Below are 24,546 nucleotides of genomic sequence, written 5' to 3' on the forward strand. Positions count from 1 at the left end.
GAGGAAATACCTCCCCAGGTTTCAGGCACCGAAGCACCAATTACGAACCACTGGACTTGTAAAAAACTGACGGGTAAAAAACTGACGGGTAAAAAACTGACGGGTGAAAAACGGGACACATGGAATTCTGTTGTTTGGCTTAGGCTTTCTCCAGCCGGATGATCACCGACTTCGAGGTGGGCGTTCCACTGGTATCGGCCACGGAGTCCAACGGCACCAGGACGTTGGTTTCCGGGTAGTACGCGGCGGCGCACCCCTTGGGGGTCGAATATGAGACGATGCGGAAGTTCTCAGCCTTGCGATCAACGCCTTGGAACTCGGAAATCAGGTGGACCATGTCGCCGTCGGAAAATCCCAGCTCGGTGATGTCGTCAGCGTTGATGAGCACCACGCGCCGGCCACCATGGATGCCGCGGTAGCGGTCGTCCTTGCCGTAGATGGTGGTGTTGTACTGGTCGTGTGAGCGGAGGGTTTGCAGGACCAGGCGGCCGGGCGGGATCTTGATGAACTCGAGTTCGTTGCCCGTGAAGTGTGCTTTCCCGGACGCCGTGTGGAACTTCCTGGCATCGCGCGGCGGGTGGGGCAGCACGAACCCGCCCGGATGCTGGATGCGTGCTTCGAAGTCCTCAAAACCATCGAAGACGGCCTCAATATGTTTCCGGATCAGGGTGTAGTCGTCCCTCATGGCGAGCCAGGCAGCCTGGGGCGTGTTGGGCAGGCGTTGGTGGCCCTCCTTGAACAGCCTGTCTGCGAGGTTGCAGACGATCGCCACTTCGGAGTGGAGGTGTTCGCTGGCGGGTTTGAGGCGTCCCCGTGATGCGTGGACGGCGCTCATGGAGTCTTCCACGGTGACCCGTTGGTCGCCTGTGCGCTGGGTGTCCTTCTCGGTGCGTCCGAGGGTGGGCAGGATCAGCGCCCGGCGCCCAGTGGACAGGTGCGAGTGGTTCAGTTTGGTGGAGATCTGGACGCTCAACCGGGTGTTGGCCAGGGCCTGTTCGGTCACGTCGGAGTCAGGGGCGGCCCGGACGAAGTTGCCGCCCATGCCCATGAAGAACCGGACTTTCCCGTCCCGCATGGCGCGGATGGCGGCCACGGTGTCATAGCCGTGCTCGCGGGGAGAACGGAACTCGAATTCCTGGTCCAACCGGTCATGGAACGTCTCCGGCATCTTTTCGAAGATACCCATGGTGCGGTCGCCCTGGACGTTCGAGTGACCACGCACAGGGCAGACGCCGGCGCCGGGCTTGCCAATGTTGCCTTGCAGCAGCAGAACATTGACCACGTCGCGGAGGGTGGGTACGGAATGCTTGTGTTGGGTCAGTCCCATGGCCCAGCACACGATGGTGGCACTGGAGGCGAGCAGCCGCTCACCCGTCGAGTGGATCTGCTCCAAGGTCAGACCCGTTGCCTCCACAATGTCATCCCACTCCACCTTCTCCAGGTAGCGCAGGTAGTCATCAATACCCACGGTGTGGTTGTTGATGAAGTCATGGTCCAGCACAGTTTGCAGGCCCGGGGTGTTCCGCCCGGCTGCTTCGGCTTCCAACAGGTATTTGCCCAGGCCTTGGAAGAGAGCCTGGTCCCCGCCGGCACGGATCTGCAGGAAATCGTCCGTCAGTTGGGTCCCTTGGATCATGCCCGCCACATGCTGCGGGTTTTCGAAGTGCAGGAGCCCGGCCTCGGGGAGAGGGTTGACGGACACGATGATCGCGCCGTTCTTCTTCGCCTTTTCCAGGGCGCTGAGCATGCGCGGGTGGTTGGTGCCGGGGTTCTGGCCGGCCACGAAAATCAGCGATGCCGTTTCCAGGTCGGTCAGGCTCACGGAACCTTTGCCGATGCCAATGGTTTCCACCAGCGCTGAGCCGGAGGATTCGTGGCACATGTTGGAACAGTCCGGGAGGTTGTTGGTACCCAGGCCGCGAACCAAGAGCTGGTAGACGAACGCTGCTTCATTGGAGGTGCGGCCGGAGGTGTAGAAAACCGCTTGATCGGGGTGTTCCATGCCCCGCAGTTCCTCGGCCATGAGGTCGTAGGCCTCGTCCCAGTCAATAGCCCTGTAGTGGGAAGCGCCTTCATCGAGGAACATCGGGTGCGTGATGCGGCCTTGCTGGCCCAGCCAGAAGTCATCGCGGGTCTTGAGTTCGGCAATGGAGTGGTGGGCGAAGAACTCCGGCGTGACGCGGCGACGCGTGCCTTCCTCAGCCACTGCCTTGGCGCCGTTCTCGCAGAACTCTGCCGCATTACGCTTTTCATGCTCGGGCCAGGCGCATCCCATGCAGTCGAACCCGTCCAGCTGATTCACGGCCAAAAGGGTTTGGACGCTTCGCAGCGGTCCCATCTGTTCCAGCGATATTTTCAGGGCATTGGCAACAGCGGGGATGCCTACGGCCTTGGTCTTGGGTTTGGTAACGGTCAGCTTTGACTCGTCAATGTTCTCGCGTGGAGCTTTGGCATGCATGGGAACCCCTTCAGATCCGGGAAGTGGAAGCAGCGAGCAGCGTGGTTCGGGATTGCTGCCGGGCGGCTTCCACGGTGTGCAGCAGCAGGAGCGCAGTGGTCACTGATCCTACGCCTCCCGGGACAGGACTCAACCCCGCCGCTACGCCGGTGACGCTGGCTTCGTCCACGTCACCCACCAGGGAGCCGTCGGGCAGGACGTTCGTGCCGACGTCGATCACTACCGCCTCCGGCGAGACGTGGCTGCCTTTCAGCAGCCCGGTCCGCCCGGCGGCAACCACCACGACGTCGGCCGGCCGGGTGTAGCGTTCCAGCGGTCCGGATTTGGAATGGCAGACAGTAACAGTGGCATCCCTCGCGAGGAGGAGCAGGGACAGCGGCTTGCCCACCACGGCGGAACGCCCGACGACGGCCACGTTGCGTCCTGCGACCGGGATCTGGAAGTGGTCCAACAGTTCCACCACGGCCTGCGCAGTGGCGGGGGCGAAGGCGGGCTGCCCCACAGCCAAGCGGCCGAGGCTGAGGGGATTGGCGCCGTCGATGTCCTTTTCCGGAGCGATGAGGCCAACCAGCCGGTCAGCGCGGACGGCAGCCGGCAGGGGAGTCTGCAGGATGATGCCGTGAACCGCTGGTTCCGCGCTGAGATCCGCCAGCACACTGGCCAGGACCTGCTCGGTGGCGTCGTGGCCAAGATCGATGATCCTGCAGCCGATGCCTGCACGCCCGGCGGCACGCCCAATGGACCGGACATACCAGTGAGTGGATTGATCGTCCGTTGCCACAACAACAGCCAGGACCGGCTGGATGCCCTCCTCATCCAGCCGGGCGGCCTCCTCATGAGCCCGCTGCTGGATGAGGGAGGCGAGGGGCTTGCCGGAAAGGATTTCGGTGGTCATGACAGGATCCTTTCGCGGACGCGCTTCACCAAGGCATCGGCGGCGAGAACCGTTTTGTCCTCAATCCCGTCCGTCTGTTCCGCCAGGCGGGAACGGGCTTCGCCCTGCTTGAGGGCGACCACGTTGATGTCGATGTTGACCCGGGCCGTGGTGGCCGCTGCGCGGGCTGCATCGGCGGCAGCGGCGACGTCGCTGATGACGTTGGGGTTTGCCACCTCAAAAAGCTCGGTGGCAAGGTCCACCACGTCGCCGGCAACCTTGATGAGCTGCGCGGGAGTATGGGCTGCCTGGACCAGGGCGTCCTGGATGGCTGCTGTTTTGGTCGCCTTGAGTTCGTCGGAGTCTGACGGGAGCTTGTAGGAGTCAATGACGGACTGGAACGCGTGCTCATCGGCGTCCGCGAGACGCAAGGACTCAACGATCAGGTGATCGGCGGCGCTGGTGATCCGGGTAACCAATGCGGCATGTTCCTCATATTTTGCGCCGGTGGTGTACCTGGCCACCATGCCCACCAAGGCGGCACCCTGGGCGGCGTGAAGGGCTGCGGCCGCGCCTCCACCTGGAGTGGGCTGACGTGACGCAAGCCTGGAGAGGTAATCACTGATGGTTTCTGAACTGATCATGGATTAGCCCCGGAGCCGGCTCATGGTGGGGTCGTACAGCGGATCTTCGGTGACGGTCGCCTGGATGCGGCGTCCGAAGTACTCGATGTCCACGGAGTCGCCCAGTGACACGGCGGAGGGCAGGTAAGCGTAGGCGATCGGTTTGCGGACCGAATAGCCGTAGGCGGCGCTGGTGACATAACCAACCGCCTGGTCCTTGTAGAACACCGGTTCCTTGCCCAGCACGAGGCTCCTGCCGTCGTCCACCGTCAAGCAGCGCAGGCGACGTGCGGAGCCTTCTTCGGTCCGGCCTTCCAAAGCGGCCTTACCGACGAAGTTCTCCTTGGTCATTTTCACGGCAAACCCGACGCCGGCCTCGTAAGGATCGTGCTCGGTGGTCATGTCCGTGCCCCAGGAACGGTAGCCCTTTTCGAGTCGCAGCGAGCTGAACGCAGCACGGCCTGCGGCGATGACGCCGAAAGGCTGGCCGGCCTTCCACAGGGAGTCCCAGAGGCGCTGGCCGTTGTCAGCGCTGGTGTAGAGTTCCCAGCCGAGTTCGCCCACGTAGGACAAGCGCATGGCGGTGACGGTGACGCCTCCGATGGTGACCTTTTTGGAACGGAAGTACTTCAGGCCGTCATTGCTGAAGTCGTCGCTGCTGACCGTGCTGATGAGGTCACGGGCCAGCGGACCCCACAGACCGATGCAGCAGGTGCCGCCGGTGGTGTCGCGGACCTGGACCCAGTCGCCGGCGTCGCCGTTGGCGGTTTGCTGCCGGGCGGCACGTTCAAAGTAGGCGGTATCAATGTTGCCGTTGGCGCCCAGCTGGAAGGTGTCTTCGCTGAGGCGTGCCACGGTGATGTCGCTTCGGATGCCACCGGCCTCGTCCAGGAGGAGCGTGTAGGTCACCGCGCCGGGCTTCTTGGACATGTCACCGGTGGTCAGTTCCTGCAGCAACTTCAGTGCACCCGGGCCCGAGACTTCGAGGCGCTTCAGCGGCGTCATGTCGTACATGGCAACAGCCGTACGGGTCTTCCAGGCCTCGGCTGCGGCGATGGGGGAGCTGAACATTCCGGACCAGGCGTCACGGGCCGGCGGCTGCCAGTCATCCGGCATTTCCTTGAGGAGTTCAGCGTTGGCTTCGAACCAGTAGGGGCGTTCCCAGCCGGCGCCTTCCAGGAAGTAGCCGCCCAGCTGCTTGTGGCGGGCATGGAAGGGGCTGACCCGGAGGTTACGGGGAGAGAGCTTGGGCTGGAGCGGGTGCATCACGTCGTAGATTTCCACGAAGTTCTGCTGGGAGGTTTCGCTGACGTATTCGGGGGTCAGCTGGACCTCTTCGAAGCGGTGGATGTCGCAGTCGCCAAGATCAATCTGGGACTTGCCGGTGGTCAGCAGTTCGGCCACGGCGCGGGCAATACCGGCGGAGTGGGTAACCCACACGGCCTCGGCCACGAAGAAGCCGTCCACTTCCTTGGATTCGCCCACCAGTGAGCCGCCGTCCGGGGTGAAGGAGAAGATGCCGTTGAAGCCATCCTCGATTTCGCTTTCGCGGAGGGCGGGCAGGATCTGCTTGGTGGCTTCCCACGCGGGGAGGAAGTCTTCCAACGTGAAGTCCAGGCGTGAGGGCATGTTGTGTTCGGTGATGCTGCTGGGCTCGTAGCTGCCCAGTTCGTCAAGGTCCACCGGCATGGGACGGTGAGCGTAGGAGCCAATGCCGTAACGGTCACCGTGCTCGCGGTAGTAGAGGTCCTGGTCCTGGTGGCGCAGGATGGGCAGCTGGGCACCGTTGGGCAGCTCGTTCTTGCCCTTCTGGGCGGGAACCGGAGTGGTCTTGACGTACTGGTGTGCCAGCGGGAGCAGCGGAACGGACATCCCGATCAGCTCGCCCACCTTGGCGCCCCAGAATCCGGCACAGGAAACCACAATGTCTGCAGGGATCACGCCGTCGGCGGTTTCGACGCCGGTCACGTGGTGGTTTGACTGCTCAATGCCGGTCACCTCGGTGTTGCCGATGTACTTCACGCCGGCGGCTTCGGTGCGCTTGATCAGCAACTGCACGGCGCGGGCTGCAAGCGCCAGGCCATCGGTGGGGACGTGCAGGCCACCCAGGATGTCTTCCTCATTGATCAGCGGGTAGAGCTCCTTGCATTCCTCCCGGGAGAGGATCTTGCCGTCGATGCCCCACGCTTGTGCGTAGCCGAGCTTGCGCTTCAGGTCAGCCAGGCGGGTCTCCGTGGTGGCAACCTCCAGTCCACCCACCTGGTTGAAGCAGCTCTGGCCATCCTCAGTGAGGGACAGGAGCTTTTCCACCGTGTACTTGGCAAACAGTGCCATGGACTTGGAAGGGTTGGTCTGGAAAACCAGTCCCGGTGCGTGGGACGTTGAGCCACCGGGCATGTTCAGGGGGCCCTGGTCCAGGACGGTGATGTTGTTCCAACCGCGGGTAACCAGTTCGTCGGCGAGGTTGGTGCCAACAATCCCAGCTCCGATGATGACAATGCGAGGCGTGGATGCCATGGGGAATTCTCCTGCTGAAGTTAAGGGGGTGAGTCTGCTGGTGTTCTGGTGCGGGGTTTAGCGGAAAACCACTGTGCTGGTCTGGTCCAGCAGCACGCGGTGCTCGCAGTGCCACCTGACAGCGCGGGATAACGCCAGGGCTTCGGCATCCTGGCCCACGGTTGAGAGGGTGGTGGGGCCGTAGCTGTGATCCACGCGAATGACTTCCTGCTCGATGATCGGTCCCTCGTCCAGGTCCGCGGTGACGTAGTGGGCGGTGGCACCCACCAGTTTCACGCCACGGTCATAGGCCTGGTGGTAGGGGCGGGCGCCCTTGAATCCCGGCAGGAAGGAGTGGTGGATGTTGATGGCGCGTCCTTCGAGTGCCCGGCACAAGTCGTCCGAGAGTACCTGCATGTAGCGTGCCAGCACTACGAGGTCCACGTTGTACTCCTCCACCAGGTCCAAGAGCTGCTGCTCGGCATCTGCCTTGGTGTCCGGGGTGACGGGAATGTAGACGAAAGGCAGGCCGGCGGCTTCTGCCATGGCGCGGTGCGTCTCATGGTTGGAGGCAACCACCACGAGGTCGCCGCCGAGGCTGCCGCCCCGCCAGCGGAAGATGAGGTCGTTGAGGCAGTGCCCGAACTTGGACACCATCACCAGGACCCGCTTCTTGGTTTTGTCATGGAAGCTGAACTTCATCTCGAAGCGTTCGGCAATCGCGCCGAACTCCTCTTCGAGCCGCTCCGGTGAGTAGGACAGCGGGCCGGAGAAAGCTGTCCGCAGGTGCAGTGTCTGGCGGAGGCCGTCGTCGAACTGCTGGTGCTCTTCAATATTGAAACCGCGCTCGTAAAGGAAGGTGGTGACTGCCTGAACAATCCCGGCGCGTTCGACGCACGACAATGTGAGTACGAACTTCTGTGCTTGCTCTTCTTTGAGCAAGTCGGGCTTCGGCAGTGTGCTTACCGTTGAGTCTGTTGCCACGAGGGTCATGTCTCCTCCTTTAGATATATTCCTGGGTCCTGAACTGATATATTAGGATTGGGATTCAGCGTATACTGGTGGCTCAGGCAGGTCAATAGATTTTTTGGTTGTGAAGAAGGGGATGAGCGCTGTGGCTTTTGGAACTCTGGCAATCGCCGGCGAAGACACGAAGAAGTCGTTGGCCGATCTCGCTTACGAGCGCCTCCGGGACCGGCTCCTGATGCTGGAGATCAAGCCCGGCGACCTCCTGAACGACGATCAACTCGCCAAGGACCTGCAGATCGGCCGCACGCCGGTGCGTGAAGCACTGAAACGCCTGGAGCTGGATCGGCTGGTCATTACCTACTCGAGGCGGGGAACGTTCGCCACCCGCGTTGAAGTCACCGACCTGGCCTTTATCTCCGAAATTCGGGCGCAGCTGGAACCCCTCGCCGCGGCCCGGGCGGCGCGGGTTGCTTCCGCCGCCACCAAGGAGCATCTGCGCGAAGTGATGCGCGCGGTGGAAGACTTTGACGTTGACGCGGCGTCGGTGGTTGAGACCCTGCGGCTCGACGCCAGCGTTCACCGCGGAATCTACGCGGCGGCCGCCAATCCGCACCTCGAAGACATTCTGATTCGCTACGACAACCTGGCCACCCGGATCTGGTGCATGGTCCTGGATCGATTGCCGGACCTCGAGCACCATGTGCGTGAGCACCTTGACTTGCTGAGGGCTGTCATCGATGGCGAAGAGGAAAAGGCAGCCGAGCTGGCCCGCGTGCACGTCAGTGGCTTCGAGCAGGCTGTGCGTCAGGCGCTTTTCGCGGCCTAGGATGCGCGGCCGTCCCGCTGTTGACTCCATGCTTCCGTGATTGCATACTGAAGACTTCAACTAATATATCACTCGGATATCAGACTCTTCTGTGAGTCTGGCTCCGGTCCCAGGTGATGCCATCACAGCCTTCAGCCACTGGAGTATCACGTGCCTACAAGACCCCTCCTTTTTGAACACATACCGTTGACCGGCAGCAGCCGTGTTAAGCGGGGCATGGCGGAGATGCTCAAGGGCGGCGTCATCATGGACGTCGTTAACGTCGAGCAGGCCCGCATCGCTGAGGATGCCGGTGCCGTCGCTGTCATGGCGCTCGAGCGTGTCCCGGCCGATATCCGCGCCCAGGGTGGCGTGTCCCGCATGTCGGATCCGGACATGATCGATGCGATCATCGCTGCCGTGTCCATCCCGGTGATGGCCAAGGCTAGGATCGGCCACTTTGTCGAAGCCCAGGTCCTGCAGTCCCTCGGTGTGGACTACATTGACGAGTCCGAGGTCCTGACCCCGGCGGACTACATCAACCACATCGATAAGTGGAACTTCACTGTGCCGTTCGTGTGTGGTGCCACTAACCTTGGTGAGGCTCTGCGCCGTATCAATGAGGGCGCGGCGATGATCCGTTCCAAGGGCGAGGCCGGCACCGGCGATGTTTCCAACGCCACCGGCCACATGCGCAAGATCCGTTCGGAGATCGCCAAGCTGTCCGCCCTTCCGGAGGACGAGCTGTATGTTGCGGCCAAGGAGTTGCAGACCCCGTACGAGCTGGTCAAGGAAGTTGCCGCCACGGGTAAGCTCCCGGTGGTGTTGTTCACCGCCGGCGGTATTGCTACCCCGGCTGATGCTGCGATGATGATGCAGCTCGGCGCGGACGGCGTGTTCGTCGGTTCCGGGATCTTCACGTCCGGCAACCCGGCAGAGCGCGCTGCCGCCGTCGTGAAGGCCACTGCCTATTACGACGACCCCGATGTGATCGCGAAGGTCTCCCGTGGCCTGGGCGAAGCGATGGTGGGCATCAGCCAATGACCGATCTCGCTCTCGTCAAAACCGTTAACGGCCGTGGCCTGCGGAACGATTGGGCCCAACTTGTGGGCCATACGGTGGAGGTGTGGTTGTTGGACCGCCACGTCGTCACCGGGGTGGTGGAGCAGGCCTCCGACGACGATTCCGTGCTCTGGATAGCGGCGGAAGGACTCTCCACCAGGAAGCTGTTCGACAAGCCAACGGGCTACCACGTCTGGGCCTGAACAGCCGACGTCGGTTGCGTTGTCAGCGGTCGTCTTCCGGCCGGGCCGTGAGGATCCGGTGTGCGCTCTCCTGCAGGATAGCGAGCGACTCCTGGATCAAGGGCGAAGCGATGCTGCCCCTGCGCGCGGCCGCCACAATACGGCGTGCCGGCCTCCCTTTGCCGGTAATGCGTAGGCGAACCACGTTCTCGGCATTATGCAGTGGTGCTAACCGCGGCAACAGTCCGACGCCCAGCCCTGCGCCCACGAAAGCGATTTGGGTTTCCCATTCAACGGCCTCGTGGGCGATGCGCGGTGTCACTCCTACGGCCGTGAATGCCGCTGTGAACAGGGAATGGTAGGTGGACCCGGCGGCCTCGGTGATCCACGGTTCTCCCGCGAGCTCTTCCAGTGTCACCGTTTCCTGCGAGGCCAGTCTGTGGGTGCCGGGAATGATCACGTCCAGGGGGTCGTCCAGCAGAACAGTCTGTTCGAAGCGGGGATCGTCCTCAACGTGGGTGTCGGACTGCATGGCAACGATCACCGCAAGGTCAATTCTCTCGGCAACCAGCAGGTCAAAGCAACGGGCCGGGTTGGCCTCGAGCACCTGCACCTCCAGCAGGGGGCGGGTGGACCGCAGGGTAGCGGCGAGTGGCGCCAGCAACTGGGCGGCCGCCGTCGAGAATCCACCGAGCCCAAACCGTGACTGCACCTGATCGCCGGCCTCCATGGCTGCTGCGCGCAGGCTCTCCCATTCGGCAATGAGGGCATCCGAGCCGGACACCAGAAAGCGGCCGGTGGCGGTCAGCCGCACGCCGCGCCCGTCCTTCGTCAGCAGCTGCATTCCCAGCATTCTCTGGAGCTCCCGCAGCTGTGCGGAGACGGCGGAAGGGGAGTATCCGGTGAGTTCCGCCGTGGCGCCAATGGTGCCGCAGCGGGCAAATACCCGGAGTGTGATGAGCCTCGCATCGATCATGCACCCATCATGCACTGAATGTGCAGGGTTATCTCCAAAATATTGCGCTTTTGTTGCAGGTCATTCATCCCTAATCTCGTACTACGAAGACTTCGATAACGCCGGTTGCGATGATGCACCGCGCTCCCCAATGAAACACACACTTACACCCACGCCTCCTGGGAGGAAATACATGTCTGCTCCAGTCTTGCCCCTCAACTCACGCGGAAAACTCGCTTCATCCTTGCCTGCAGAGCAGCTGGAGGAAATCAGCAGGTTGTTCGAGTTCCGGCGCAAGGGATTCTCCCTCGATGCCCCCTTCTACACCGACGCCACGATCTTCAAGATCGACATGGAAGCCATCTTCGGCCAGCACTGGATCTTTGCCGGAAGCATCGCCGAATTGCCGGAGCCGGGCGACTACATCACTGTTGACTACGGCCCCTACTCCCTGATCGTGCTGCGCAATGACGACGGCGGCGTGAACGTCCTCCACAACGTCTGCCGCCACCGCGGTGCACGCGTTCTGACCGAAGCGGCCGGATCCACAGGAAACCTCGTGTGCGGCTACCACTCGTGGACGTACTCTCCGGAAGGAAACCTGATCCACGCCTCCGCGCCGGGCGAGACGAAGTTCGACAAGAGCTGCTTCGGCCTCAAGCGCGCCAACAGCCGCGTGGTGGCCGGGCTCATCTTCGTGTGCGTCGCAGACGAGCCGCCGGCAGACTTTGACGAAACGTCCAAGATCTTCGAGCCGTACCTGGCACCCCACGACCTGTCCAAGACGAAGATTGCCTACCAGCAGAACATCATCGAAGAGGGCAACTGGAAGCTCGTCATGGAGAACAACCGTGAGTGCTACCACTGCGACGGCCACCCTGAACTTGCCTGTTCGCTCTTTCCCACCTGGGGCCTGACGGAAGGGCTCATCCCGGCCCATCTTGAGGAAGTATGGGACCGCAACAAGGAAGCACAGGCCTCTCTTGAGGAGCGCTGCCGCCGCTACGGCCTGCCCTATGAAGTGGTGGAGGAGCTTGACACCCGGATCGCCGGAATCCGCATCTCCCGCGAATCGCTCGACGGCGAAGGCGAATCCTTCTCGGCCGATGGACGCCGGCTTTCCAAGAAGCTGCTCGGCGATCTGCGGGACTTCCGGTTGGGCCGCTGCTCCATGCACCTGCAGCCCAACAGCTGGTTCCACTTCCAGAGCGACCACGTCATCACTTTCGGAGTGTTCCCCATCAACGAACACCAGTCCCTGGTGCGCACCACCTGGCTGGTGGCTGACGACGCCGTGGAAGGCGTGGACTACGACCTGGAGAAGCTCACCTACACCTGGAAGCAGACCAACCTGCAGGACAAAGCATTCGTGGAGCTGTGCCAGACCGGTGCCGGCAGCCCTGCCTACGAGCCCGGCCCGTACATGAAGAGCGAGTACCAGGTGGAGGCCTTCATCAACTGGTACGTACAGCGTGTCCAGGAGCACCTGGCATGACCGAACTCCTCACTGAGACGCTGGTCCAGGAGCCACATCGCATTCGCGGCCTTGAAATGCCGTGGAACAGGGTAATGGGAAGCAGCGAGGGACCCGCCAGCGCAGCCCGTGCGTTGGGTCCCTGGCACCCGCAGGAGTTCATGGCCGAATGCGTGGAAATTGTTCCCGAAGTGGGCGGCATGATGACCTTCGTGTTCCGTCGCTCCGATGGTGCACCCCTGGCGTTCAGGGCCGGCCAGTACGTGAACGTGGCCTTCCCTGTGAACGGGGAAGACCAGGATCCGGCGGACCGAAGCTACTCGCTGTCCAGCGCCCCCACCAAGCCGTGGACATTCGACATCACCGTCAAACGCGATGCGACGGGCCTGGTTTCACCGTGGGTGCACGAGAACATCAAGCCCGGCACCGTCCTGGAGATGCTGGGGCCCGTAGGTGCTTTCCACCTGCCCGACGCCGACCGGCGGGCACGGTACCTCCTGCTGGCTGCCGGGGCGGGCATCACCCCCATCATGTCCATGGTGCGGACCATCCATTCCCTCCCTGGGCAGGCCGATGTGGTGGTGCTGTATCACGGGGCGGCGGACGAGGGTTTTGCCTTTAACAAGGAGCTCGCCTACATCGCCTCGGTGGACTCGCGCATCAAGGTTTTCTACTCCCTGGGTGACCGCGCCAAACCCGCGGATTGGGAGGGACTGAGCGGAAGGCTCACGGCAGCAATGCTGGATCAGGTGGCCCCGGATGCCAACGGCCGCCAAGTCTATGCGTGTGGTCCCGAGGGTTACTTGAACACCGCCACGGAGCTCCTGGGGAAGGTGGGCGTCGACGATACCTCCATCCATATGGAGTTCTTCACCGGTGATCGCCAGACCATCCTTGAATACCAGGAGGAGCTGGCGCACGCAGCGGACATCGCGGAGGAGATTGCCGAGGAAATCGCGGAATCGGCCGAGGACTACTACGAAAGCCAGCCCGCAGCGTTTGGGCTCTACGAGCCAGGTTACGACGCCGAGGGAACCCTGAAAGCGACCGGCCTGGAACTGGAATCCGCCGAGCCGGATCCGGCCGCCGAAGCGTCCGACGCCGGTTCAGACGTGAAGCAGGAAGCTGCCATACCTGACGCCTCGAGCTTTGAGACTGTGGGAACCGGCAGCCTCACCCTGTCCTTCCTGCGCACAGGCATCAATGTGCGCGTGGACCCGTCCGAGCACATCCTGGGCCCGGCCCAGCGTGCCGGCGTCAGGATCGGCGCCAACTGCAAAGAGGGCATGTGTGGCTCCTGCAAAGTGGTCAAACTGTCCGGCGACATTGAGATGAACCATCAAGGTGGCATCCGTGCACGTGAGATTGACGCCGGTAAGTTCCTTCCCTGCTGTTCCACCGCAAAGACCGACATGGTGATTGACGCCTAGTTCTTCAGGAGTTAATCTCGATTCCTCGTCCGCGCACCCGGAACAGGTCTATAGTGAGGGAACAGGACATTCGCTGATGCAGACCGGCGGCCCGATATTTCTTCCGACGCCGGAGGCCCCGAAATGACCGACACCCAAATTGGCAGCTTTATTCGCGACTGTGTGGTGTTTGAGGACGACACTGAGGACGGCTTGGATTTTGACACTTTCTACGGCCTGTACATCAGCTGGTGCGTTCTCGGACGCAAAATCCCCATTCCCGACTCCGCCTTCAAAACCGCTCTGGAACTCGAAGGCCTGAAACCCATCAAGGAAAATGGCCGGAGAATTTACTCCGGCATGAGCATGGTTGGCCCGGCCGCGAGGGACTACGTGGTCAACAGTGTTCCCATGTGGAGTGAAACAGCCGTTGATCTTCCCGTGGCTGAGATCCGTCAGCAAGCCGTCGCTTCCATCGCCTGATTTATACCAGCGAGTTTTCAGCCCATGCCCCTAGGATTCTTAGGGGGCATGGGCTGTTCCTGTTTCCGGGAGTTTTTCCGGAGGTATTGGTGAAAGGAATTGATGAAGCCGTCCATCGTTTGGTTTCGTGATGATCTGCGGGTGGCCGATAACCCGGCCCTGCGTGCCGCCGTCGACGACGGCGCGGCCGTTGCCCTCTACGTCCTTGACGAAGAGTCGCCGGGCATCCGCCCGCACGGCGGCGCCGCGCGGTGGTGGCTCCACCATTCGCTGACCCGTCTCCGTGAGGACCTGGACAAACTCGGCGTTCCGTTGCTCCTCCGCCGGGGCCCGGCAGCTGACGTCGTCCAGAAGACCACGACGGCGATTGGCGCCGCCGGGTTGTACTGGAACCGGCGGTACGGTTCCGCTGAGCGGACGGTCGACGCCGGCATTAAGGCTTGGGCGGGCGAGGCCGGACTTCATGTCTCAAGTTTTCAGGCCTCCCTTCTCCATGAGCCGTGGGAAGTCACCACCAAAACGGGCGGCCAGTACAAAGTTTTTACCCCTTTCTGGCGGACAGTTTCTGCGCAGGACTTCCGCGAGCCGCTGGCCGTACCGGAAGCCGGCCACGGCTTCACGGGGAAACTGCCCGAGTATGACCACCTGGAATCGTGGCACCTGCTGCCCACTAAACCGGACTGGTCCGGGGGACTGGACGAGATGTGGACGCCGGGCTCTGCCGCCGGGCACAAGCGGCTGGCCGGGTTCGTGGCGGACGGACTGTCCAATTACAGCGAGGGCCGCAATCGTCCGGATACGGATGGAAGCAGTTGCCTTTCGCCGTACCTTCGCTGGGGCGAGCTCAGCCCGTTCGAGGTGTGGCACGCTTTGGGTTCCAAACGATCTGAGAGCGCTTCGATCTACGCTTCTGAGCTGGGATGGCGTGAATTCTGTTGGCACCAGTATTTCCACAACCCGGAGTTAGCCACGGCCAACCTCCGCCCTGAGTTTGATCGCTTCCCCTGGGCATGGCCTGGCAGCAGCGGCAACGGCAAGCATTCCGGCCACGAGTCGGCGCCGGAGGAGTTCCGGGCCTGGCAGCAGGGCCGCACCGGGTTCCCCATGGTGGATGCCGGGCAGCGGCAGCTGTGGCACACGGGGTGGATGCACAACCGTGTCCGCATGGTTGCCGCGAGTTTCCTGGTGAAGAACCTCGGCATCCATTGGCAGCTGGGGGAGCAGTGGTTCTGGGACACCTTGGTGGATGCGGATCCTGCATCGAACCCCGCTAACTGGCAGTGGGTGGCCGGCTCCGGTGCGGATGCTTCGCCGTTCTTCAGGATCTTTAATCCGGAGGCTCAGCGCGTTAAGTTCGATCCTCAGGGGAAGTACATCGCGCATTGGATTCCCGAGTTCGGGACACCGGAGTACGCGGCGGAGATCGTGGACCTCAAGACCACCCGGGCGGAGGCGCTGGAGGCGTACAAGGAGATGCGAGAGGTCCACTAAGGGCTTCCCAAGAGTCTGCCGGGGCCGACTATAGGCTGAGGGCATGTCAACCGAGATCATCCTGAAGATCGTCATCGCCGCGTTCATCGCAGTGTTCCTTGGAGGGGTTGCCTGGTGGGCGCGGAAGCACCCCAACAGGTCCAAGGAGTACCCGGAGCAGGTCCGCATGCCCAAGGTTGTTCCGATAGTGGGCTGGCTTTTCCTGGTGGTGGGTCTTCTCATGAGCCTGGTCTCGTTCACCTACGACCGTTCCCCTGTGGGTGCCCGGATCGCTGCGGTGGCCATCTTCCTGGGCGGCCTGGGTTTCGTGCTCATGTATCGGAACTTTTACGTGGCGCCGCGCGCCCACGAGGTGGCCTTCCGCAGCGTGTTCGGCAAAGAGCACCTTGTGCCCTACAGCGACATCACCCACTACAGCTTCCACACCATGAAGGGGCAGCCGTACCTGACGGTGAAGTCGGGGGACGGCGCCAAGCTCAGCCTGAATATCAGGGCTTATGACATGACACCGCTCCTGCGGGCCATTGATTTCCACAAGGTTACCGGCCACTGGCCGGCCCGGACTGACATGACGGCCGGGGGTCCGGGGGCAGGAAAGTACCCCTCTGGAAATTAGTAGGAAGTCCGAGTATATTCGGATTCAGAGATGACCTGGATCACAGTTGGTCACGTGTTCCCCGCAGTGGTCCCAGCACCCGGCGGCACGGCAGTCATTCACGATGCAAAGGAGCATTCCACCATGGTGCGCGAGCTTTCCCACTACGTAGACGGCCAGAGGATCGACGGCACCTCCGGCCGGTTCAGCGATGTCTACGATCCCTGCACCGGCGAAGTCCAGGCCCGGCTTCCGCTGGCCAGCGCGGACGAGGTCCGCAACGCCGTCGCGAATGCGGAGAAGGGCCAGCTCGAATGGGCGGCCATGAACCCGCAACGCCGGGGACGGATCCTGCTGAAGTTCGTGGATCTGGTCAACGAGAACATGGATGAACTCGCCAAGCTCCTGTCCTCCGAACACGGCAAGACCTTCGCCGATGCCAAGGGCGATATCCAGCGCGGCATCGAGGTCGTGGAATTCTCGGCCGGGGCGCCGCACCTGCTCAAGGGCGAATTCTCGGACAACGCCGGCCAGGGGATCGATGTCCATTCGCTCCGCCAGCCGCTGGGCGTCGTCGCAGGCATCACGCCCTTCAACTTCCCGGCCATGATTCCGCTCTGGAAGTCCGGCCCGGCGCTCGCAGCCGGCAACGCGTTCATCCTCAAGCCCTCCGAGCGGGACCCTTCCGTTCCGCTGCGCCTGGCCGAGCTGTACAGCGAAGCGGGCGTGCCCAACGGCGTGTTCAATGTGATCAACGGGGACAAGGAAGCCGTGGATGTGCTGCTCGAAGATCCGCGGGTGAAGGCCATCGGATTCGTGGGCTCCACGCCCATCGCCCAGTACATCTACGCAACGGCCGCGGCGCACGGCAAACGTGCGCAGTGCTTCGGCGGCGCGAAGAACCACATGGTGATCATGCCCGACGCCGATCTGGACATGGCAGCCGACGCCCTGATAGGTGCCGGGTACGGTTCCGCCGGCGAACGCTGCATGGCGATTTCCGTTGCCGTGCCGGTGGGACAGGAAACTGCTGACGCGCTGGTGGCCAAACTGACCGAACGCGTCAAGGACCTGAAGGTGGGCCACAGCCTGGACAAGGATTCGGACTTCGGCCCCGTGGTGGCTGCTTCTGCCAAGGAGAGGATCGAGGGTTACATCCAGTCCGGCGTGGACGAGGGCGCGACGCTGGTCACCGATGGTCGTGGCCTCACCGTGGACGGTTACGACGGCGGCTTCTGGGTGGGCCCCACCCTCTTCGACCATGTCACCAAGGACATGAAGATCTATAAGGAAGAGATCTTCGGGCCGGTCCTCAGCGTGCTGCGCGCGGCTGACTATGACGAAGCGCTCAGGCTCTGCAGCGAGCACGAGTTCGGCAACGGCGTCGCAATTTTCACCCGCGACGGCGACTCCGCCCGCGACTTCGCCAGCCGTGTCGAAGTGGGCATGGTGGGCATTAACGTGCCCATTCCCGTGCCGATCGCCTACTACACGTTCGGCGGCTGGAAGGCGTCCGGCTTCGGCGACCTCAACCAACACGGCGCCGACGCCTTCCGTTTCTACACCAAGACCAAGACCGTGACGTCCCGGTGGCCCTCCGGTATTCGCCAGGGCGCCAGCTTCATCATGCCGGCAGGCAGCTGATGGGGGCTCCGGAAACAGAAGACGACGTTCTCTTCGAGCGTCGCGGCCATCTCGGCATCGTGACGCTCAACCGGCCGAAAGCAGTCAATGCGCTGAATCACGCAATGGTTCAAGCCATGATCCGGCAGCTGGCCGCTTGGGCCGACGACGACGCCGTTGCCACGGTTTTGGTGCGCGGCGCGGGCGACCGTGGGCTGTGCGCAGGCGGCGACATTGTGGCCATCTACAAGGACATGCTTCACGGCGGCACCGAGACAGCCGAATTCTGGGCCGACGAATACCGGCTTAACGCGCTGATCTCGCACTATCCCAAGCCTTACGTCGCGTTCATGGACGGGCTGGTCCTGGGTGGCGGCGTGGGCGTTTCGGCGCACGGCTCCGTCCGCATAGTGACCGAGCGGACACGGACCGGAATGCCGGAAACCACCATCGGTTTTGTTCCCGACGTCGGCGGGACGCTCCTGTTGTCCCGCTCACCGGGGGAGGCAGGAACGCACGCAGCCCTGACCGGGGCTCACCTATCCGGTGCGGACGCCCTGTTCCTGGGGCTCGCGGACCACTTCGTTCCGTCCGAAAGCCTCCCCGCGCTGGCGGAAGCGCTGGAGAGTTCGACGGCGGAGGCCGCCGTCGAACGCTTCGCCCAAGCCGCGCCGGACTCGGCCCTGGCGGCGCAACTCGCGTGGATCGATGCCGCGTATGCGCGGCAGGACGCGGAGGAGATCGTCCGGAGCCTTCGCGTCTTGGGCGATGACGCAGCTGCTGCGGCCGACACCATCGAGGCCAAATCACCGACGTCGGTCAAAGTCACGTTGGAATCGTTGCGACGCGTCCGCGGGCTCTCCTTGGAGGAGGCGCTGGACCAGGAATACCGCGTGGGCCTGCGGTGCCTGGCCGGGCCCGATTTCCGGGAGGGCATCCGCGCGCAAGTGGTGGACAAGGACCGCAACCCGCACTGGAAGCCGCCGAGTCTCGCCGAAGTACGGGAGGCCGACGTCGAGGGCTACTTTGCGCCGCTCGGCGAGCGGGAGCTTGGACTTTCAGCCACTCCAGTCCAGTCGAACTCAAGGAGACGATCATGACAGAGAACGCAGCAGCAACCGGCCTCATCGCTTTCCTTGGCCTGGGCCATATGGGTGGGCCCATGGCGGCCAACCTGATCAAAGCCGGGCATGATGTTATCGGCTACGACCCCGTGCCCGCAGCAGTTGAAGCCGCAGTGGCTCACGGCATTCCCATGGCTTCCACGGCACACGAAGCTGCAGCGGAAGCGGCCGTTGTGCTGACCATGCTGCCCAGCGGCAAGCATGTTCTGGACGCTTACCAAGGCGTGGATGGGCCGGGGCTGCTGTCCATCGCGAAGCCGGACACGCTGTTCCTGGACTGTTCAACCATCAATGTGGACGAGGCCCGGGAGGCGGCAGCTCTGGCCGTGGCGGCGGGTCACCGATCCGTGGACGCTCCCGTGTCCGGCGGAGTGGTGGGGGCCGAGGCAGGCACCTTGACCTTCATGGTGGGTGCTATGCCGGAGGACTTCGAGACGGTGAAGCCCGTTTTGGAGCTCATGGGCAAACGGATTGTCCACTGCGGCGACCATGGCGCAGGGCAGGCCGCGAAGGTCTGCAACAACATGATCCTGGGTGTGTCCATGATTGCCGTTGCTGAAGCTTTCGTGCTCGGCGAGAAGCTTGGCCTCACGCACCAGGCTCTGTTCGACGTCGCCTCCAACGCATCCGGCCAGTGCTGGGCGCTGACCACCAACTGTCCCGTACCGGGACCGGTGCCCACCAGCCCCGCTAACCGCGACTATCAGCCGGGCTTTGCCGGTGCGTTGATGGCCAAGGATCTGCGTCTGGCCCTGAACGCGCTGGAAAGCACGGGGGTTGCTGCGGAAATGGGTCCCTTGGCTTCGCGAATCTACGACGCCTTTGCCGCCGGGGACGGGGCCGGAAGGGACTTCTCGGGGATCATCACGGAGATCCGCGACAAGTCTGTGTGAGAGGTTTGAGTAGGTAGGTTTGGCGGGTTCGTTGAGAGGGAGAGCATGACGGAGCAGTACCAGAACATTGTGGTGGAGCGTCGGGGCCGGGTTGGTTTGGTGACACTGAACCGGCCGGAGGCGCTGAATGCCTTGAACACTGCACTCATGAACGAGCTCGTGGACGCTGTGACTGGGATGGACACTGACCCGGACGTTGGAGCGGTGGTGATCACGGGATCGGCCAAGGCGTTTGCTGCCGGCGCTGACATCAAGGAAATGTCCTCCAACAGCTACATGGACATGTACGCGGCGGACTGGTTCCGGCGTTGGGAGGACCTTACCCGCCTGCGCATCCCTGTTGTTGCTGCTGTGTCCGGGTTCGCTTTGGGCGGTGGCTGCGAGCTGGCCATGATGGCGGACTTCATCATCGCGGGGGACAACGCCAAGTTCGGCCAGCCCGAGATCAACCTGGGAGTGATCCCCGGAATGGGCGGCTCCCAGCGGCTCACCCGGGCCGTGGGCAAAGCGAAAGCCATGGACATGGTCCTCACAGGGCGCTTCATGGATGCCGACGAAGCCGAACGCTCCGGCCTGGTGTCCCGCGTTGTTCCCGCGGCCGAGGTGATCGAGGAAGCCCTCAAGGCCGCCGAAGTCATTGCCTCCAAATCCAAACCCGCCGCGATGGTAGCCAAGGAGGCCGTTAACGCAGCCTTCGAGATGGGCCTGTCACAGGGTGTGGTCTTTGAGCGCCGTGTGTTCCACTCGCTCTTTGCCACGGAGGACCAGAAGGAAGGAATGGCTGCGTTCAGCGAGAAGCGCCAGCCGGAGTTCAAACACAGGTAATTCGCACCAAATCCGTTGCCAACCCGCTATTCCGTTGTTGGTCAACCACGGAATAGCGGGCCAACAACGACTTCAGACGCCGCAGGCGGGGCAGCCCTGGATTTGAGTGCTGCGTGGATAAACTCAGGTCACCAACAACCGGGGGAGAGAACATGTCAACGGAGATCGTTCAGGCTAACCACACTGAAGCATCCACCCAGCCGATCAGCCGGCAGGCCCTCGTTGCCGCTGCGATGGCTGTGCTTGCCCTCGTCGGGCTGTTTTTCGCGGGCATGGCAGTCATCGCGATATTCGTTGTTGGGGCAGGCCATGTGGCCTTGAACCAAATTCAGCAGCGCGGTGAACGGGGACGGGCCTTTGCCATTGGCGCCTTGGTGGTGGGTTACGGCATTGGGGTCCTGTCCCTGGGCTCGGCCTTGATCTTTGCTTTCACCTCGGCCGCCCAGTAGGTCAACGGCTCCAGAAGTTCTAGGCCAGGACAAGCGCAGCGTCGAAGAACGCGCGTTCCAGCCGCACCGCTTCCGCAAAGGTAGCGGCGACGCGCTCGCGTGCAGCAGCGTCGGAAGGCTCGACGGCGTCAAACTCGTCGCGTAGCCACGTCACCCAAGCGTTGTACTCAGGATTGTTGTGGAGGCGGATCCATTCGGCGTGCTTCGCGTGAACGGGCCATTCTGTGGGGTCGCCGGCGCGGGCTGCCCAGTCTCCGTAGAGCCATTCGGCAACCAACAGCACGGCCAGGACCTCCGGATAGGACCGGGTGGCGAGGGCGCTGCGCATCAGGTTGTCGAAGTCCCGGGTGGCGGATCCCAGTGCGGGGACTGTTCGATCCGCCTCGGGAACGCCGAGTTCGTTGAAGCAGTCCTGAAAGTACGTGTTCTCGTCAGAAGCGAAAGCCCCGAGTACCCCGGCGAACACCAACCGTGAGGGCAATGAAGGAGCCGACGCGACGGCTTGGCCCAGCAGCGCTGTGAAGGCATCGCAGAACTGGTAATCCTGCACGAGGTAGCGGCGCAGGTTCTCATCGGGGAGGGAACCATCCAGCAGTTGGTCAACGAACGAGTGGTTGACGGCGGCGTCCCAGTCCTCGGCGTTCTGGTTCCTGAGTTCATTGGCGAAGCCCACGGTGTTTCCTCCTGAGTTGTCAGCATTCGGAGCCTAGCAGTGGACTACGACAGACAGGAGGTCGTTACGCTATGGTGCCGGTCCCGGCGCCAGCGTAGGCTCTGGCCATGACGAACGCGTCGAACACTATCGTGGTTGGCTTTGACGGATCCGAAGAGGCACACCGCGCCGTCCAATGGGCTGCAAAGCACGCGATCCTGCGGAACTGTTCCCTCCATGTTGTGCATTGCTCCTTGTGGGTCCTGTTATCCAACAACCGGGGGCCCGTTCCTGGAGTTGCTGACAGCGGCCTGGAACGGGCCGCCCAGAAAGTCCTCGAAGAGGGGGCGGTGCTCGCCGAGGAGACCGTCCCCGACCTTGAAGTCCGCAGCACCCTGCTCCACGGAATGCCCCGGGACCATTTAGCCCACGTTTCGGCCGGTGCCCAGATGTTGGTGCTCGGAAGCCGGGGCCTCGGAGGATTCATGGGCCTGCTGGTGGGGTCCGTGAGTTTGGAGATGGCAGCAATTGCAGAGTGCCCGGTGGCCGTGATCCGTGCTGATGACCACCCTGAGGGCCCGGTGCTGCTGGCCGTTGATGACTCGGGATCACCGGCAGCCCTTGACGATGCCTGCCTTTTCGCGGCTGCAACGGGTGCCGAACTAAAGATAGTTCACGTTATGCACGAGCCCGAAGGCTACCGGCGCTTGCGTGAGCCGGTGGAATCATATCCGGACGCTGAAGCGATGCTTGATGCTGTGCTGAGCCGGGCCCGCCACAAAGCCCCCGGGATCACGGTGAGCGGAGAGTTGCTGGTGGATGCTTCGTTCTCCCGTGCCGTGGTCAAGGCTTCACAAGCGGCGCGCATCACGGTGGTGGGAACCAAGGGACACGGACTGATCAAGGGCACCATAGGCTCCACGGCACACGCAGTGCTTCACCATGCCCACAGTCCTGTGTTGGTTTCCCGTCGCACGGCCACATCCGAGGTAACGTAGGGCTCCCTCGACCACTGACCTTATATTGTCGGTGGCTGCTGACATGGTGAGTTCATGGAGCAGGTTCGGGAAAGTCGAGTGGCGGCAGGGATGTCTCGTGTCCTTGTTCCTGTCGCTCCTGCGAACGTTTTGCTCGCGGCTCCGTCCAGCACCGTCAGCAGTGATCTGATGGAGCAGTTGCGGGTGTTGGAGGAGATGAAGTCGGCTATCACTGCGTTGCAGGCGCGGGTTGCTGTGGCTTTTGATCTTGCGCAGCGCGCTGAGCAGGCTGAGGCCGGTGTTCCTGCGTCCGAGCGTGGTCAGGGGGTGGGCGCTCAGGTGGCGTTGGCTCGTCGGGAGTCCCCGAATCGTGGGTCCAGGTTGCTTGGCTTGGCGAAGGCGCTTGTTGTGGAGATGCCTCACACGTTGGCTGCGTTGCAGTCGGGGCAACTGAATGAATGGCGCGCCACGCTGCTGGTGAAGGAAACGGCGTGCTTGTCTGTTGAGGATCGAGCTGCGGTGGATGAGGAGTTGGCTGCTGATGCCGGGACGTTTGAGGGGAAGGGCGATAGGGCGATTGTTGCTGCGGTGAAGGCTGCTGCGTATCGTCGGGATCCGCGCTCGGTGGCGGGGCGTGCGGCCCGTGCTGCCGCGGAACGGACCGTGAGTCTGCGTCCGGCGCCGGACACCATGACGTATTTGACGGCGTTGTTGCCGGTGGCTCAGGGTGTGGCTGTTTACGCGGCGTTGAGCCGGGCCGCTGACTCGGCCCGTTCCATCGGCGGCACCGGTTCGGGTGGTGCTTCCGGTTCAGGTGATGTTTCCGGTTCGGGTGCTGTCGCGACGCGCGGTCAGGTCATGGCCGACACCCTTGTCGACCGCATCACCGGCACCCCTGGCGGGTTTTCGGGGATCAACCTGGATGTGGTGATGACTGACCGGACCCTGTTTCAGGGAGACAGCGAACCGGCCAGGCTCAAGGGGTACGGAATCGTCCCGGCCGAGTGGGGAAGGAAGCTCCTGGGGTTGGGGCAAGCCGCAAACTCAAGGCCGCCAGCAAACTCCGGACAGGCGAATTCCGGGCGGGCAGACGCCGGGCGGGTAAACACCGGACTGGCAAACACCGACTCAGGGCCAGCGAACCCTAGTCACCTACAGACAGCACAAGAGCCGAGCAAGGCAGGTCAGGAAGCCCCGGAAGCCGCGGATCCGGAGTTTGATGTCTGGCTTCGCCGGCTCTACACAGCGCCGGGCACAGGTGAACTCCTCGGCACGGATTCCAAGGCCCGGCTCTTTACCGGCCGGCTGAGGCGGTTCATTGAGACTCGTGACGACACTTGCCGCGCGCCGTATTGTGATGCGCCCATCCGGCACATTGACCACGTGGTTCCGTGGCGTGCGGGAGGGGAAACGAGCCTCGCGAACGGGGTGGGACTGTGCGAAGCGTGCAACCACACCAAAGAACACCCCGGCTGGACCACCAGAACACTCCACGGGGGCACCCATGCGGGCGCACACGGCGTGCACACCCTGGAAATCACTACACCCACAGGCCACACCTACCTATCCAAAGCCCCACCCCTGCCAGGGCACCACCCCTCCAGAACGTAGGGGGCTTATTCCTCCGTGAAGTCCCCGGCATCCCTGCGGAAGGTGCCCAAAACGCGGATGAGGTGATCGACGTCGTCGGGCCCGAAACCTGAGTTGCCGAAAACCTCGGCGTTGAGCGCTGCTGTCGCTTTCTTGGCCAGGGTGCGTCCCTCTGGCGTGAGCTCGATCAGGGTGGTGCGGCCGTCTGTTGGGTGCGGGGAACGCGCCACCAGGGCAGCCTTTTCCAGGCGGTCCACGGCGTTGGTCACCGAGGTGGGGTGGACCTGCAGGAGCGCGCTGGCTTTGTTCATGGGCAGTGCGCCGCTGCGGGCGAAACTCAGCAGTGCCAGCAGCTCGTAGCGTGCGAAGGTCAGCCCGAAGGGTTTGAGCACCGTTTCGATGCGCGCGAGCAGAATCTGTTGCGTGCGCATGATCGCAGTGATGGCAGCCATGGGTGCGGCGACGTCGCCCCAGCCATGCCGTTCCCAGTTGCGTTGGGCGTCGGCGATGGGATCGCGGGGGAGTGGGGTGCCCATG

23 protein-coding genes are annotated in these 24,546 nt (G+C 63.0%); 15 read left to right on the plus strand and 8 right to left on the minus strand.

All coding sequences use genetic code 11. From position 1 onward, the window contains the following. Nucleotides 1-139: 139 nt before the first annotated feature. From AR689_RS14730 to purU, 5 genes are read right to left on the minus strand one after another with little or no spacing between them, the layout of a single operon-like run. Nucleotides 140-2,458 carry an FdhF/YdeP family oxidoreductase gene (locus AR689_RS14730; RefSeq protein WP_062071321.1) on the minus strand — a complete coding sequence of 773 codons (2,319 nt, stop codon included), beginning with the start codon at nt 2,456-2,458 and terminating at the stop codon, nt 140-142. 10 nt (nt 2,459-2,468) lie between these two features. Further along, nucleotides 2,469-3,353, minus strand: a complete 885-nt coding sequence (locus tag AR689_RS14735) for a bifunctional 5,10-methylenetetrahydrofolate dehydrogenase/5,10-methenyltetrahydrofolate cyclohydrolase (RefSeq protein ID WP_062071323.1) — start codon at nt 3,351-3,353, stop codon at nt 2,469-2,471. Beyond that, the gene (locus AR689_RS14740) at nt 3,350-3,976 is read right to left on the minus strand and encodes a cyclodeaminase/cyclohydrolase family protein (protein WP_062071324.1); all 627 of its coding nucleotides are present in this window, start codon (nt 3,974-3,976) and stop codon (nt 3,350-3,352) included. The genes AR689_RS14735 and AR689_RS14740 overlap by 4 nt, the downstream gene beginning before the upstream one ends. Before the next feature lie 3 nt (nt 3,977-3,979). Beyond that, nucleotides 3,980-6,472 carry a GcvT family protein gene (locus AR689_RS14745; protein ID WP_062071326.1) on the minus strand — a complete coding sequence of 831 codons (2,493 nt, stop codon included), beginning with the start codon at nt 6,470-6,472 and terminating at the stop codon, nt 3,980-3,982. Between the two features lie 57 nt (nt 6,473-6,529). Then, nucleotides 6,530-7,444 (minus strand): formyltetrahydrofolate deformylase, encoded by a 915-nt coding sequence (purU, locus tag AR689_RS14750; protein ID WP_062071328.1) that lies wholly within the window; start codon nt 7,442-7,444, stop codon nt 6,530-6,532. Between the two features lie 121 nt (nt 7,445-7,565). On the opposite strand from purU, the gene AR689_RS14755 reads away from it, so the two are divergent. The 3 genes from AR689_RS14755 (at nt 7,566) to AR689_RS14765 (ending at nt 9,490) form a co-directional block, all read left to right on the plus strand. Continuing rightward, complete coding sequence (locus AR689_RS14755; RefSeq protein WP_082698164.1) at nt 7,566-8,246, plus strand: GntR family transcriptional regulator; 681 nt, start codon at nt 7,566-7,568, stop codon at nt 8,244-8,246. Between the two features lie 150 nt (nt 8,247-8,396). Further along, nucleotides 8,397-9,269: a pyridoxal 5'-phosphate synthase lyase subunit PdxS gene (gene pdxS / locus AR689_RS14760; protein WP_062071330.1), complete on the plus strand. Its 873-nt coding sequence runs from the start codon at nt 8,397-8,399 to the stop codon at nt 9,267-9,269. Next, nucleotides 9,266-9,490: a hypothetical protein gene (locus tag AR689_RS14765; RefSeq protein WP_062071332.1), complete on the plus strand. Its 225-nt coding sequence runs from the start codon at nt 9,266-9,268 to the stop codon at nt 9,488-9,490. Before pdxS ends, AR689_RS14765 begins: the two co-directional genes overlap by 4 nt. Before the next feature lie 22 nt (nt 9,491-9,512). On the opposite strand, the gene AR689_RS14770 is transcribed toward AR689_RS14765, so the two are convergent. Continuing rightward, entirely contained in the window at nt 9,513-10,445 is a 933-nt protein-coding gene (locus AR689_RS14770) for a LysR family transcriptional regulator (RefSeq protein WP_062071333.1), read from the minus strand. 172 nt (nt 10,446-10,617) lie between these two features. Here AR689_RS14770 and AR689_RS14775 point away from each other — a divergent pair, with 172 nt between their 5' ends. The 10 genes from AR689_RS14775 to AR689_RS14820 all read left to right on the plus strand — a co-directional run bounded on the left by AR689_RS14775 (nt 10,618) and on the right by AR689_RS14820 (nt 20,790). Next, nucleotides 10,618-11,919 (plus strand): aromatic ring-hydroxylating oxygenase subunit alpha, encoded by a 1,302-nt coding sequence (locus AR689_RS14775; protein WP_062071335.1) that lies wholly within the window; start codon nt 10,618-10,620, stop codon nt 11,917-11,919. Continuing rightward, complete coding sequence (locus tag AR689_RS14780) at nt 11,916-13,328, plus strand: ferredoxin reductase (RefSeq protein WP_062071336.1); 1,413 nt, start codon at nt 11,916-11,918, stop codon at nt 13,326-13,328. Before AR689_RS14775 ends, AR689_RS14780 begins: the two co-directional genes overlap by 4 nt. Nucleotides 13,329-13,451: 123 nt before the next feature. Further along, nucleotides 13,452-13,790: a hypothetical protein gene (locus tag AR689_RS14785; protein WP_062071338.1), complete on the plus strand. Its 339-nt coding sequence runs from the start codon at nt 13,452-13,454 to the stop codon at nt 13,788-13,790. Nucleotides 13,791-13,892: 102 nt separating this feature from the next. Continuing rightward, entirely contained in the window at nt 13,893-15,281 is a 1,389-nt protein-coding gene (locus AR689_RS14790; protein ID WP_062071340.1) for a cryptochrome/photolyase family protein, read from the plus strand. A 43-nt stretch (nt 15,282-15,324) separates the two neighbouring features. Further along, the gene (locus AR689_RS14795) at nt 15,325-15,897 is read left to right on the plus strand and encodes a hypothetical protein (protein WP_231745537.1); all 573 of its coding nucleotides are present in this window, start codon (nt 15,325-15,327) and stop codon (nt 15,895-15,897) included. 123 nt (nt 15,898-16,020) lie between these two features. Continuing rightward, a complete protein-coding gene (locus tag AR689_RS14800) occupies nt 16,021-17,520 on the plus strand; it encodes a CoA-acylating methylmalonate-semialdehyde dehydrogenase (protein ID WP_062073818.1) in 1,500 nt (499 codons plus the stop codon). Further along, a complete protein-coding gene (locus AR689_RS14805) occupies nt 17,520-18,599 on the plus strand; it encodes an enoyl-CoA hydratase/isomerase family protein (RefSeq protein WP_062071341.1) in 1,080 nt (359 codons plus the stop codon). Before AR689_RS14800 ends, AR689_RS14805 begins: the two co-directional genes overlap by 1 nt. Continuing rightward, a complete protein-coding gene (gene mmsB / locus AR689_RS14810; RefSeq protein WP_062071342.1) occupies nt 18,596-19,516 on the plus strand; it encodes a 3-hydroxyisobutyrate dehydrogenase in 921 nt (306 codons plus the stop codon). The genes AR689_RS14805 and mmsB overlap by 4 nt, the downstream gene beginning before the upstream one ends. A gap of 45 nt (nt 19,517-19,561) precedes the next feature. Further along, complete coding sequence (locus AR689_RS14815; protein WP_062071344.1) at nt 19,562-20,341, plus strand: enoyl-CoA hydratase; 780 nt, start codon at nt 19,562-19,564, stop codon at nt 20,339-20,341. A 152-nt stretch (nt 20,342-20,493) separates the two neighbouring features. Next, nucleotides 20,494-20,790: a DUF4190 domain-containing protein gene (locus AR689_RS14820; protein WP_062071345.1), complete on the plus strand. Its 297-nt coding sequence runs from the start codon at nt 20,494-20,496 to the stop codon at nt 20,788-20,790. 19 nt (nt 20,791-20,809) lie between these two features. Here the strand turns inward: AR689_RS14820 and AR689_RS14825 are convergent, their stop codons facing one another. After that, entirely contained in the window at nt 20,810-21,463 is a 654-nt protein-coding gene (locus tag AR689_RS14825; protein WP_062071347.1) for a TenA family protein, read from the minus strand. Between the two features lie 107 nt (nt 21,464-21,570). Here AR689_RS14825 and AR689_RS14830 point away from each other — a divergent pair, with 107 nt between their 5' ends. Together AR689_RS14830 and AR689_RS14835 are read left to right on the plus strand one after the other, a co-directional pair. Next, on the plus strand, nt 21,571-22,440 hold the full coding sequence (locus AR689_RS14830) for a universal stress protein (protein WP_062071348.1): 870 nt from the start codon (nt 21,571-21,573) through the stop codon (nt 22,438-22,440). 90 nt (nt 22,441-22,530) lie between these two features. Beyond that, nucleotides 22,531-24,030 carry an HNH endonuclease gene (locus AR689_RS14835; RefSeq protein WP_231745538.1) on the plus strand — a complete coding sequence of 500 codons (1,500 nt, stop codon included), beginning with the start codon at nt 22,531-22,533 and terminating at the stop codon, nt 24,028-24,030. A gap of 5 nt (nt 24,031-24,035) precedes the next feature. On the opposite strand, the gene AR689_RS14840 is transcribed toward AR689_RS14835, so the two are convergent. Next, complete coding sequence (locus tag AR689_RS14840; protein WP_062071351.1) at nt 24,036-24,545, minus strand: MarR family winged helix-turn-helix transcriptional regulator; 510 nt, start codon at nt 24,543-24,545, stop codon at nt 24,036-24,038. Nucleotide 24,546: the final 1 nt, after the last annotated feature.

It is taken from the genome of Arthrobacter sp. EpRS71 (assembly GCF_001512285.1).
Lineage (GTDB): Bacteria > Actinomycetota > Actinomycetes > Actinomycetales > Micrococcaceae > Arthrobacter.